This window comes from Corynebacterium liangguodongii (genome assembly GCF_003070865.1).
GTDB lineage: Bacteria > Actinomycetota > Actinomycetes > Mycobacteriales > Mycobacteriaceae > Corynebacterium > Corynebacterium liangguodongii.
This window is the reverse complement of sequence record NZ_CP026948.1, coordinates 1,025,014-1,036,954: the sequence shown is the minus strand read 5'-3', so window position 1 is coordinate 1,036,954 and position 11,941 is coordinate 1,025,014. Positions and strand designations below refer to the sequence as shown.

The 11,941-nt window shown below is 68.8% G+C and carries 12 protein-coding genes; 3 read left to right on the top strand and 9 right to left on the bottom strand.

The features are described 5' to 3' along the window. Window position 1: 1 nt before the first annotated feature. Window positions 2–766: an amino acid ABC transporter ATP-binding protein gene (locus tag C3E79_RS04955; RefSeq protein ID WP_108403917.1), complete on the top strand. Its 765-nt coding sequence runs from the start codon at window positions 2–4 to the stop codon at window positions 764–766. 97 nt (window positions 767–863) lie between these two features. On the opposite strand, the gene coaD is transcribed toward C3E79_RS04955, so the two are convergent. From coaD to C3E79_RS04925, 6 genes are read right to left on the bottom strand one after another with little or no spacing between them, the layout of a single operon-like run. Beyond that, window positions 864–1,340 (bottom strand): pantetheine-phosphate adenylyltransferase, encoded by a 477-nt coding sequence (coaD, locus tag C3E79_RS04950; protein WP_108403916.1) that lies wholly within the window; start codon window positions 1,338–1,340, stop codon window positions 864–866. Then, a complete protein-coding gene (locus tag C3E79_RS04945; RefSeq protein WP_108403915.1) occupies window positions 1,337–1,912 on the bottom strand; it encodes an RsmD family RNA methyltransferase in 576 nt (191 codons plus the stop codon). Before C3E79_RS04945 ends, coaD begins: the two co-directional genes overlap by 4 nt. Window positions 1,913–1,932: 20 nt before the next feature. Then, on the bottom strand, window positions 1,933–4,035 hold the full coding sequence (locus C3E79_RS04940) for an ATP-dependent DNA helicase RecG (protein ID WP_108403914.1): 2,103 nt from the start codon (window positions 4,033–4,035) through the stop codon (window positions 1,933–1,935). Between the two features lie 4 nt (window positions 4,036–4,039). Next, window positions 4,040–5,548, bottom strand: a complete 1,509-nt coding sequence (locus C3E79_RS04935) for a DAK2 domain-containing protein (RefSeq protein WP_108403913.1) — start codon at window positions 5,546–5,548, stop codon at window positions 4,040–4,042. A gap of 11 nt (window positions 5,549–5,559) precedes the next feature. Beyond that, window positions 5,560–6,204, bottom strand: a complete 645-nt coding sequence (locus C3E79_RS04930; RefSeq protein ID WP_108403912.1) for a uracil-DNA glycosylase — start codon at window positions 6,202–6,204, stop codon at window positions 5,560–5,562. Next, a complete protein-coding gene (locus C3E79_RS04925; protein WP_108403911.1) occupies window positions 6,201–7,166 on the bottom strand; it encodes a thiamine-phosphate kinase in 966 nt (321 codons plus the stop codon). The genes C3E79_RS04930 and C3E79_RS04925 overlap by 4 nt, the downstream gene beginning before the upstream one ends. Window positions 7,167–7,201: 35 nt before the next feature. Here C3E79_RS04925 and C3E79_RS04920 point away from each other — a divergent pair, with 35 nt between their 5' ends. After that, window positions 7,202–8,140: a DUF3515 domain-containing protein gene (locus C3E79_RS04920; protein WP_108403910.1), complete on the top strand. Its 939-nt coding sequence runs from the start codon at window positions 7,202–7,204 to the stop codon at window positions 8,138–8,140. On the opposite strand, the gene C3E79_RS04915 is transcribed toward C3E79_RS04920, so the two are convergent. Both C3E79_RS04915 and C3E79_RS04910 read right to left on the bottom strand, forming a co-directional pair. Next, window positions 8,109–9,164, bottom strand: coding sequence for a D-alanine--D-alanine ligase family protein (locus C3E79_RS04915; protein ID WP_108403909.1), 1,056 nt, complete (start codon window positions 9,162–9,164; stop codon window positions 8,109–8,111). The two genes, C3E79_RS04920 and C3E79_RS04915, sit on opposite strands and share 32 nt — an antisense overlap. 20 nt (window positions 9,165–9,184) lie before the next feature. After that, window positions 9,185–10,183 (bottom strand): NAD(P)H-dependent glycerol-3-phosphate dehydrogenase, encoded by a 999-nt coding sequence (locus C3E79_RS04910; RefSeq protein WP_108403908.1) that lies wholly within the window; start codon window positions 10,181–10,183, stop codon window positions 9,185–9,187. A 139-nt stretch (window positions 10,184–10,322) separates the two neighbouring features. Between C3E79_RS04910 and C3E79_RS04905 the strand changes: the two genes are divergently transcribed. Beyond that, window positions 10,323–11,321 (top strand): NUDIX hydrolase, encoded by a 999-nt coding sequence (locus C3E79_RS04905; protein WP_108403907.1) that lies wholly within the window; start codon window positions 10,323–10,325, stop codon window positions 11,319–11,321. A 22-nt stretch (window positions 11,322–11,343) separates the two neighbouring features. Here C3E79_RS04905 and leuD read toward each other — a convergent pair whose 3' ends face one another. Beyond that, window positions 11,344–11,931 carry a 3-isopropylmalate dehydratase small subunit gene (gene leuD / locus C3E79_RS04900; RefSeq protein WP_108403906.1) on the bottom strand — a complete coding sequence of 196 codons (588 nt, stop codon included), beginning with the start codon at window positions 11,929–11,931 and terminating at the stop codon, window positions 11,344–11,346. Window positions 11,932–11,941: the final 10 nt, after the last annotated feature.

Genomic DNA, 11,941 nt, shown 5'->3' with positions numbered 1-11,941 from the left:
CATGACCACACCCATGATTAAGGCCGTCGACGTGTGGAAGTCCTACGGCAGCCTCGACGTGCTCAAGGGCATCGACCTCGAGGTCGCCCCCGGCTCCGTGACCTGCCTCATCGGCCCCTCCGGCTCCGGCAAGTCGACGTTCCTGCGCTGCGTCAACCACCTGGAGAAGGTCACCGCGGGCCGCCTCTTCGTCGACGGCGAGCTCATCGGCTACCGCGAGCGCGACGGCGTGCTCCACGAGATGTCCGAGCGCGACGCTGCGCGGCAGCGCCGCGGCATCGGCATGGTGTTCCAGCAGTTCAACCTCTTCGGCCACCGCACGGTGCTCGAGAACATCATCGAGGCCCCAGTCCACGTCAAGGGCGAGTCCGTCGCCTCCGCCACCGAGCGGGCGCGGGAGCTGCTCGCCATGGTCGGCCTCGAATCCAAGGCGTCGGCCTACCCCATCCAGCTCTCCGGCGGCCAGCAGCAGCGCGTGGCCATCGCCCGCGCCGTCGCGATGGACCCCAAGCTCATGCTTTTCGATGAACCCACCTCCGCCCTCGACCCGGAGCTCGTCGGCGAGGTGCTCAGCGTGATGCAGAAGCTTGCCGAACAGGGAATGACCATGCTCGTGGTCACCCACGAGATGAACTTCGCCCGCGAGGTCGCCGACCGCGTAGCGTTCATGGCTGAAGGCCGCATCGTCGAATACGGCACCCCTGCCGAGGTGCTGGACAATCCGCGCGAGGAGCGCACGCAGGCGTTCTTGTCCACGCTTTTTTAGGACAAGGAGGGGCTCTGCGTCGCCTCGTTGCTCCACAACCGAGGCTTCAGCAGCGAGTATTGCACGAAAGGACGGCGGGCTGCCGCCGGGGACGCCGTCAGCGGAACTTCGCCTTCATCGCCTCCACCACGATATCGGGCACGAGCCCGGTGACGTCACCGCCGTACTTGGCCACCTCCTTGCACAGCGAGGAGGAGGTAAAGCCGTACTTCTCGTCCGTGAGCAGGAAGTAGGTGTCCACGCCGGAGAGCCTGCGGTTCATCTGCGCCATCGGCAGCTCGTATTCGTAGTCGAGCGAGGAGCGCAGGCCCTTGACCAGGGCGGTGATGTTGTGCTTCGATGTGTAGTCCACGAGAAGGCCGCCCCAGAAATCGACGCGGATGTTGGGGGCGCCGGCAAGCACGCGCTCGATGAGGGCGACCCGCTCCTCGACGCTGAAGAGACCGGAGGACTTCGTGGGGTTGCCGGTAACGAGGACCACGACCTCGTCGAAGTGGCGCGCGGCGCGCGTGAAAATGTCGACGTGGCCGTTGGTCACCGGGTCGAAGGAGCCGGGGCAGACTGCGGTTGTCATGCGTTTTTTCCTTTCGAGTAGACGGCCATGTCCATGCGGGCGATGCCGTAGAGGCGCTTCTTTAGCTTCTGCGTCGTCGGCGTGAAGGACTCCGGCCACGCGGTCTCCGGGCTCTCCCGGTGGCGCTCGACGACGACGACGGCGTCGTCGACAAGCGCGGGCTCAAGCGCGACGAGCATCTCGGCGACGGATTCGTCCGCCAGCGCGTAGGGGGGATCGGCCAGCACCATCGAGAAGTGCTCGCGCGGGGCGCGCGCGAGGTAGGTGGAGACCTTCACCGGCTCCACCCGGACGTTCGGGTGGCCGACGACGCCGGCGTTAAACCTGATCACCTCGACGGCGAGCGGGTCGTTTTCCACGCAGACGACCTCAGCGGCGCCCCGTGAGGCCGCCTCCAGCCCCAGCGCACCCGAGCCGGCGAACAGGTCGAGCACCGTCTGGTCGAGGAACCCGAAGCGCACCTGCAGGGAGGAAAACAGGCCCTCGCGGGCGCGGTCGGAGGTCGGGCGGGTGCCCTCGGGCGGAACCTTGATCCTGCGCCCCCGCGCCTCGCCGGAAATGATGCGATTCATGCACACCACATTAACCGGTCTCAGGTTTTATCCAGGTATTCCCACTCCTCCGGCACCGTCGTGACGAGCTCCCGCGCCGCATCAGCCGCCTGCGCGGGGAAGCGGGCCACGAACTCCTCGGCGTCGTCGTAGGCGCGGCGCACGATGTCGTAGTCCGCAACCAGGTTGATCAGCCGCAGGGTGCGCCTGTTGCCGGATTGCGCCGCGCCCAAAATGTCGCCTTCCTGGCGGGCCTTGAGGTCGAGCTCGGCGAGCTCGAAGCCGTCGGACGTCGCCGCGACCTGGCTGACGCGCTCGAAGGCCGGCGTGCCCGGCTCTGCGCGCGTGTGAAACAGGCACAACGAGGCGTTGCCGCCGCGGCCGACGCGACCGCGCAGCTGGTGGAGCTGGCTCACCCCGAAGTGCTCCGATTCGCGCACCATCATCACGGTCGCGTTGGGCACATCCACCCCCACCTCGATGACTGTGGTGGAGACGAGCACGTCGATCCCGCCGGCGGAGAAGTCTGCCATGACGGCGTCCTTCTCCTCCGCCGGGAGGCGGCCGTGGAGCACCCCGACGCTTAGGTCCTCAAACTCGGTGTCCGCCAGCGCCTCTGCGGTCTCGGTCACCCCGCCGGGGCCGTCGATACGCGGGCAAACAATGTAGGCCTGGCGCCCCGCCGCGGCTTCCTCGCGGATCTTCTCCCACGCCCGCGCCACCCACCGCGGCTTGAACTCGGGCACCAGCGAGGACTGGATTGGCTTGCGTCCGCCCGGCAGCTCCTTGAGGGTGGAGATTTCCAGATCGCCAAAGACCGTGATCGCCATGGTGCGCGGGATCGGCGTCGCCGTCATCACCAGCATGTGCGGCGGGGCATCCGGGGACTTCGCGCGCAGGGCATCCCTCTGTTCCACGCCGAAGCGGTGCTGCTCATCGACGATGACGAGGCCGAGGCGGAAAAACTCCACGGCCTCTTGCAGCAGGGCGTGGGTGCCCACGACGATATCCGCCTCGCCCGAGACGATGGAGAGCAGCGCTTCCTGGCGACGCCCCGCTGACATCGAACCCGTCAGCGCCACGATGCGGGTGGGAAGGCCCGCCCGCATCGTCGTCTCCTGGAGCGAGCGCGCGTGCTGGGCGACGAGCACCTCGGTGGGCGCGAGCAGCGCGCACTGGGCGCCGTTATCGATGGCCTGGAGCATCGCCACAAGGCTCACGATGGTTTTTCCGGAACCGACCTCGCCCTGGAGCAGGCGGCTCATCGGCCGCGGGCGCGAGAGGTCCGCGCTAATCTCCCCGAGCACGAGACTCTGCCCGTCAGTGAGCGTGTAGGGCAGGCGGTTGAGCAGCGTGTCCATGTCGCCGCCGCGCACGTGCGGCAGCGCCGTGGTCACGCGCTGGGCCTGCTCGGCACGGCGCACGGCCATAACAAGCGCGACCCCGCTGGCCTCTTCGTACTTCAGCCTCGCCAGCGCCCGGCCGGGCCCCTCGGGCGGCGGCGCGTGGACGCCGCGGATGGCCAGGTCGAGGGAGCAGAACCCGATCGGGGTCGCGCCGAGCGGCTCTTCAATGCGCGGCAGGGTCGAGAGCACGGCGTGGACCGCCCCCATGATCGTCCACGTGCTCACCTTCGACGTCGCTGGGTACATGGGCAGCCATTCGCGCCCGGCGAGGATGTCGTCGATCTTTCCGAAGTGAGCGAGCTGGCGCAGCGCGCCGGTGGCCTCCGCGGAGCCGTCGAGAAGCACGAAGTCGGGGTGCTTGAGCTGCGGCGCCCCGCGGTAGTAGCCGAGCTTTCCGGTAAGCATGACCCGCCGGCCCTCGGTAAGCACGCCAGCGGCGTACCGCGAACCGAAAAACGTCGCCTCGATCGTGGCCGTTCCGTCGAAGACGGTGATAATGTGCATCGGCTTCGCCGCCTTGGGGTTCGACCTGGCGGAGACGATATCGCCAATCACGCTGATGGTATCGCCTTCGCTGGTGCCCTCGAGCGCACCGCCCGAGCCGTAGTGCAGGTACTTGCGCGGGTAATGGCGCAGCAGGTCCCCGCAGGTTTCCATGCCGAGGTGTCGGTGGAGCGCACGGGCCTGCTTGAGCGGTACGACGAGGTTGAGCGGGCGCGTGTCGACGTTACCTAGCACCTGCCTACTCCACCCCGATCTCCGCGATCACTCCGAGCCCATCAGCCGGGTGGGCACGCAGCTCCGCCGCCGGCTGGCCGAGCGCGGCGATCTCCGCCGCGGCGACCTGATCCGGGTCGAAGAGGATGGAGACGAGCTCACCGCCCTGGCCGAGGAGGCGCTCGCACGCGAGCGCGATCACCTCGGCCGCCGACCCGCCCTCGACGCTCACGCCCGCCGCCGTGGCCACGGAAATGCCGCCGTTGGTGCGCTGGACCACGGCCGTGCGCATCGCCCCAGCCGCCTCCGCCATGGTGTAGGCGGCGCTGGCGAGCGGCTGCTCGGGCTCGTAGACAGACAAGGCCGCGATGCCGTTGACCAAACGCACCGTCGGGGCGACGCTGAGCGCCCCGGGCTCGACGCCGGCGCGCCTTTCCACCTCCGCGATCTCCTCGGCCCCCATCAGGCCGTTGGGCAAGACGATGACCTCCCGCGCCCGGGACCCCGCGATCGCCTCCAGCACAGCCCCGGCCGGGTCCTCCCCGGCGTCCACCGCAAGCGCTCCGGCCTCGCGGAAGATCTCGGCGACCGATCCGGGCGGCGCCAGCGCGACGATGATCCGCCGGGGCGCGGCCTCCCCCGCCCCTGCTGCCGGGTCATCATCGGGCAACACCTCGAGACGCAGGCCGCTGACCTGTCCGGCCGCGAAGGCGGCCTCGATGACGGCACCGGCCCGGCGCGAGTGGACGTGCACCCTGCCGCTGGTCTCGCTCGCCCGGGCCACCGCGATGCTATCGCCGCCAAGCTCGCGCAGCGTCGCCTCGAGCGCATCTAAGTGCCCGTCGAAGAAAAACATGACCTCGAGGTAGGGCGCGGGCTGGCCATCCTCATCTGGTAGGGGGACCGGTACCGCGCCGCCGCGCCCGGCGATCTCGTTGACGAGCTGCTCGAGCAGGATGGCAAGTCCGGTCCCCCCGGCATCGACCACCCCGGCCTCGCGCAGTGCCGGCAGCTGGGAGGGGGTGCGGGCGAGCGCCTCGCGCGCGGCATCGCTCGCCGCGGCTGCGACCGCCTCGAGGCCCAAGGAGCGCGCGGCACCGGCCGCTTCCGCCGCGGCGCGCAAGACGGTGACCACCGTGCCCTCGACGGGCTCCGCGATCGCGCGGTCGACGAAATCCACCGCGCTTGTCAGCGCCTCGGCCACCGCCTCGCCGCCGAGGGGTGCCTCACCCACCGACTGCGCTACCCCCCGGATGACCTGGGAGAGCACCACGCCCGAGTTTCCGCGGGCGCCGCGCATGCTGCCTACGGCCAGTGCCTCCGCCACCTCGGCGGCGCTGGCACCGGGGGCGAGCTCGGCGGCCTGCCGCACCGCCGCCGCCATGGTATGGGCCATGTTGGAACCGGTATCCGAATCGGGCACAGGGAAGACGTTGAGCTGGTTGATCTCCACCCTGCGGCGCTCGAGCTCGGCGGCCGAGCGTTGTGCCCAAGACAGCAGGCGGGGGCCGTCGAACGCGGGTGGGTTAGCCATGGACACACAGTCTACAACGACCAGTCGACACCGCTGACCCCCTGCGCCTCGAGCAGCTCGTTGGCGCGCGAGAAGGGCCTCGAGCCGAAAAACCCACGGTTGGCCGACAGCGGCGAAGGGTGGGGCGATTCGATGCGGGGGATATCGCCCAAAAAGGCCGCCGCGCCCTGCGCGTCGCGCCCCCACAGGATGGCCACGAGGGGCAGATCGCGCCGCGCCAGCGCGCGGATCGCCTCCTCGGTCACCGCCTCCCATCCCTTGCCACGGTGCGAGGCGGGTTTGCCCGGGCGCACGGTGAGGACCCTGTTGAGCAGCATGATCCCTTGGCCTGCCCAGCTGCTCAAGTCGCCGTCTGCGCGCGGCGGGATGCCGAGATCAGCCTCGAGCTCTCGGTAGATGTTGACCAGGGAGCGCGGCGCGGCGACGCCGGGCTGGGTGGAAAACGCCAGTCCCATCGGGTGCCCGGGGCTCGGGTAGGGATCCTGGCCGACGATAAGCACGCGGACTGCGTCGAAAGGGTCGGCAAACGCGCGCAGGATGTCGTTGCCGCGCGGCAGGTAGGCACCTTCCGCGCGCAAAAACTGCCCCATCGCGTGGATGCGCTCCTCTACGGGTGCGAGCGGGGACTGCCAAGACTCGTGGACAGGAAGCGTCATAAGAAGCTCTCCCAACCGTCCGTGTAGGCGGGCTCTAAGGCGTCGACAAGCACGCCAGATCCCTTGCGCACGCTGCCTATCGTGCGGAAGCCGACCGGCGCATCGCCCTCGGTCGTGCCCACAAGCGTGTGATCCTCCCCGCCCGTGAGCACCCACGCCCACGGGTCCTCACCGAGCAGCTCGCCCGCTGCGCAGAGGAGCTCGTCCGGGGCCAATGCTGCGGAGTAGAGGTCGATGAGCACGTTCGACTGCGACGCCAGCGCGGAGACGTCTCGCACGAGGCCATCTGAGTTGTCCGTCATCGCGGTCGCCCCGGCGGCGCGCGCGATGAGCCCGCGGCCGGGGGTGAGCTGGGGGCACTGGTAGGCGTGGACCAGCGGGTAGAGAGCTGTGGGGATCTGCGCGCCGGATTGCAGCAGCGCCAGGCCGGCGGCGGAGTAGCCGATGTTGCCGTGCGCCACGACGCGCTGGCCGGCACGCGCTCCCGCAAGGCGCAGCGGCGGCAGACTGCCGCCGAGCGAGCCGATCGCGCTGAGCGACAGCACGAGCTGCTCTCCGCTGGTCACGTCGCCGCCGACGAGCTCGCAGGAGTATTCGCCGACCTTCGATTGGATCCCGGCGGCGAGCTCGCGCACCACCTCCAGCGGCGTCGAGCCCGGCGCGGAGAGGGCGAGCACCGCCGCGATCGGGCGCGCCCCCATCGCCTCGACATCGGCGAAGTTCTGCACCACGGCCTTGCGCCCGAGGTCAAAAGGCGTGGTGAACTCAGGGGTGAAGTGGCGCCCCTCCACGAGCATGTCCGTGGTGGCCACGACCCGCGAGTTCGGCACGGAAGGGGTAAAGACCGCGGCGTCGTCGCCGTTGAGCGCCGAGGGCGCGGCTTGCCTAATCGCGCGGATGACCTCGTATTCGCCCACCTCTGCAAGGGTGGGCCCGGCAGCGCTAAAGCCTGTGCGAATCAACGGTGAGGTGGGCCTTTCGATAGGATGTGACGCTTATGAGCCAAAGCAACAAGCTCCAGGCTAGCCCGATCGCGAAACCGTTCATCGCAATCAGCTTGGTCCTCGCGCTCGCGCTCGTGGTGGGCGTGCTCGCCGGTGCCAAAGTCTACTTCAACCGCGTTGCGCTCCAGCCAGTGTCCATGCCGCAGCTGCCTTCGCCGCAGGCCGACTCGCCGGAATGCGCGCAGTTCATCGCCGCGATGCCCAAGCGGTTAGCCGGGTTGACCCGCGCTGAGCTCGCCGAACCGGCACCCGCCGGGGCGGCGGCGTGGCAGGCGTCGACACGCGAACGCGTCACCCTGCGCTGCGGGGTCGACATGCCGCTGCAATACACCGCATACACCCCCATCGAGATGGTCGGGGGCGCGAGCTGGATGCGTATCGACGACCCCGTGCCCGGCTCCACTCTCACCACCTTCTACACCACCGACCGCGCCCCGGCCGTCGCCGTGACGGTTGACCGGGACGCTGCGCGGATAGACCCGAGAGCTGGCGTGCTGGCGGATAGCCTGCCCGCCGCTGATCCCTCCCCTGCACCCGCGCCGCTAAGCCAGCTGGCCGCCGCGCCTGAGGCGGACGGAGAGGCGTGTCGCGCGCTCATCGAGACCCTCCCCGCCCGCCTCGCGGAGACCTACGAGCGCATCGATGTGCCCGAGCGGCTCACGGCGGCGTGGCAGGCCCCCGGCAAAGAGCCCATCGTCGTGCGCTGCGGCGTGGCCCACCCGGAGAACTACGCCCCCGGCGCGCAGCTCTACCAAATCAACTCCGTGCCGTGGTTTGTCGACGAGACGCTGAGCGCCGGCGGCGGTTCCTCGACGTGGTTCGCTCTCGGCCGGGAGGCAGTCGTGGCGGCCTACCTGCCCGGCGAGGAGGGCAACGCCGTGGTCACCGAGCTGACCGAGGCTATCGAGGAGACCGTGCCTGAGCGGTCCTGACCAGGATTGACACTAGCTCCGGGTAGCTCAGACCGCTGGCTTGGAACATCTGGGGGTACATCGAAATCGAGGTGAAGCCGGGCATGGTGTTGACCTCGTTGAGCACCGGGCCGCGGGAGGTGAGGAAGAAATCCACCCGGGTCAGCCCGCGGCAGCCGAGCGCACGGAACGCCCTCACCGCCAGGTTCTGGACCTCGGCGATCGTCGCGTCGTCGTAAGGCGCCGGGATGGTCGCCGTGACGCCCTCGTCGAGGTATTTCGCCTCGAAGCCGTAGAAGCCCTCCTCCGCCTCCGAGGTGCCGTTGAGCTTCGCGGGCACCGAGGCCTGAACTCGGCCGTCGGGGTGCTCGATGACGCCGACCTCGACCTCGTCCCCGACGAGCTCGGCTTCGACGATGACCTTGTCGTCCGAGGCGAAGGCGAGCTCAAGCGCCTCCGGCAGCAGCGCCCAATCCTCGACCTTGGACACGCCGATGGAGGATCCACCCTCGGCGGGTTTGACGAAGACGGGCAGACCGAGGCGGTCCTTGTCCGCGTCGGTGAGCTCCTCTCCGCGGCGCAGCACCACCTCGTCGGCCACGTCGATCCCCGCCGCCTTGACCAGCTTCTTTGTGTATTCCTTATCCATCCCACACGCCGAGGCGAGCACCCCGGGTCCGACGAACGGCAGGCCGGAGAGCTCGAAGAAGCCCTGGATCGTGCCGTCCTCGCCGTACTTGCCGTGCAGGACGGGGAAGGCGACGTCGACGGTGGCGAGGTGCTCGCCGGTCTCGACGTCGTTGAACTGGCCGCGGCGGTCGGGGTTGAGCGACAACGCGATCTCGCGGCCGGGGCCGACGACGGGCAGCGTCTCCCCGCGGACCGGGTCGAGCTGCCCTTCCACCCAGGCGCCTTCTCGCGTGATGCCGACGGGGTAGACCTCGAAGGTGTCCGAGGGCAGCTCTGCCATAATCGCCCCCGCCGAGATGCAGGAAATGGAGTGCTCGGTGGAGCGTCCACCGTAAATTACTGCTACGCGAATCACCCCTTGGACACTACAGCGCCCTATTCGGATTTCTTGGAGCGACCCATCAACGCGACGATGGCGTCTTTGACCACCGCGCCTTCGTGGCAGACGGCGTGGACGGCGGCGGTGATCGGCATATCCACGCCCGCCTCCTGGGCCAGCTGATGGATCGACTGGGAGGAGATGACCCCCTCGGCGACCTGCCCCTTGGTCTGCCGACGCGCCTCATCGACGCTAGCGCCCTTGCTCAAGGCGGCGCCGAAGGTGCGGTTGCGCGACAGCGGTGAGGTGCACGTGGCCACCAGGTCACCCATCCCGGCGAGCCCGGAGAAGGTGCGCGGGTCGGCGCCGAGCTCGACGCCCAGGCGCGTGATCTCCGCGAGCCCCCTGGTGATCAAGGTGGCCTGAGTGTTGCTCCCCAGCTCCAGGCCCACGGCCATGCCACTTGCGAGCGCAATGACGTTCTTGCAGGCGCCGCCGAACTCGGCGCCGATGACGTCGGTGTTGGTGTAGGGGCGCATATACAGCGTCGCGCAGGCCGCCTGCACGAGCTTGGCGCGGTTGAGGTTCGTACAGGCGATGACGGTGGCCGTGGGCTGCTCCTCGGCGACCTCGCGGGCGAGGTTTGGGCCGGTGAGCACTGCGATGCGCTCCTCGTTCGCGCCCGTGATAGCCGCGATGATCTGGCTCATCCGCAGGTGTGTGCCCTGCTCGATGCCCTTAGAGATGGACACCAGCGTCGCATCCGCGGGCAAAAGCGGCGCCCACGCGGTGAGGTTCGCGCGCATGGTCTGGCTGGGGACGGCGAAGACGACGATGTCTGCGCCCTCGAGCGCTGCCTGCGGGTCGTCGGTAGCGTGAATCGCCGCGGGCAGCTCGATGCCAGGTAGGTAGTCGGCGTTTTCGTGGCCGGCGTTGATCGCCTCCGCGAGCTCGCCGCGGCGCGCCCAGAGGGCGACCGTGTTACCCGCGTCCGCGAACACCTTAGCCAGGGCCGTGCCCCACGAGCCCGCACCCATCACCGCTACGCCTACCATTTGCTCCCCTCTCCTTCTCGAAACACTCCTCGGCCCCTTCTTCCGTGCGCCGCCACCCAACAGTAGTGGGGCGAAAACATCGGCGAGCCCGTGCCGCGCCAAGTTCGCCATCGGGGCCACCTTAGGCAACAATGTTGGCATGGCGAAGTTGCACGAGACCGATAAGGACGAGAACGGCGAGAAGTTTTTGACCGGGCGCCACCAAGAGATCCCCCGCCACCCAGAGCGCGAGTTCGACAAGACCACGCTGGCGGCGGGGGCGGTGCTGTGGCGCGGGGACCTCGAAAATGTCGAGGCGATCGAGGTCGCCTGCATCCACCGGCCGCGCTACGACGACTGGTCCCTGGCCAAGGGCAAGGTCGACCCCGGCGAGTCGTTGGTGGCCGCCGCTGTACGCGAGATCAAGGAAGAAACCGGGTTCGATGTGCGCCTGGGCAAGCTTCTGGGAAAGACGATCTACCCGGTGAAGAACACCACCAAGGTCGTCTACTACTGGACGGGCGAGGTGGTAGGCGGCGAGTTCGTTGCCAACGACGAGGTCGATGCGATCCGCTGGCTCACCATCGCTGCCGCGCGCGAGCTGTTGACCTACGATCTCGACCGCGAGGTGTTGGATAAGGCGCTCAAGCGCTTCCGCCTCCCCGCGACCGCGCGGATCCTCTACGTGCGCCACGCCCGCGCCCACGAGCGGGAGAAGTGGAGCGGCGACGATAACCTCCGTCCGCTCGATAAGAAGGGGCGGCGGCAATCGGAGATGCTCGTGCCTGAGCTCGCGCCGTTCGCCCCGCAGCGGATCTACTCCGCCGAGCCGGACCGTTGCCACACGACCGTCGCCCCGCTTGCCGACGAGCTCGGGCTCGACGTCACCGTCGACCCCCGCTTCGGCGATGCCGCCTGGGTGGATAACCAGGTCTCCTGCAAGGAGGCGTTTATGGACGTGGTGCGCCTCGGCGGGGTGAGCGTGATCTGCGCCCAGGGGCAGGTCATGCCCGACATGATCGCCTGGCTCTCGGATTCGGGCAGGCTGCCTATCGACGCCCCCATCAACGTGAAAAAGGGCGGCGTGTGGGTCCTCTCCTTCAGCGGGGAGGACCTCACCGGGGCGGACTACATGCCCTCCGCCCTGCCGGTGCGCTAGCCGCAGCGAGAAAGGTCTGCGGCTACACGCTCGGCTTGAAGGCCGGGCGCGTGGCTTCGTAGGCGTCGATCGCGGAGGCGTCGCGAAGCGTGAGCCCGATGTCGTCGAGGCCCTCCATGAGCCGCCAGCGCGTGTAGTCGTCGATGTCGAAGGTGTAGGTGTTCTCCCCCGCCGTGACCGTGCGATCGACAAGGCTCACGGTGACCTCCATGCCGGGGTTTTGCTCGAGCTGCTTCCAGATGAGCTCGATGTCGGCCTCGCTCATGATGCCCGCGAGCAGGCCCGCCTTGCCCGCGTTGCCGCGGAAGATGTCGGCGAAGCGCGGGGAGAACACGGCGCGGAAGCCGTAATCGCCCAGCGCCCACACGGCGTGCTCGCGGGAAGACCCGGTGCCGAAATCCGGACCGGCGAAGAGGACCGAGCCGTTCTTATACGGCTCCTGGTTGAGCACGAAGTCGGGCTCGTTGCTCCGCCAGTTGGAAAACAGCCCGTCTTCAAACCCCGTGCGCGTCACCCGCTTGAGGTAGCGGGCGGGGATGATCTGGTCGGTATCGACGTTCGAGCGGGTCAGCGGGACCCCGACGCCGGTGTGGGTGGAAAACTTCTCCATTGTCTGTGTT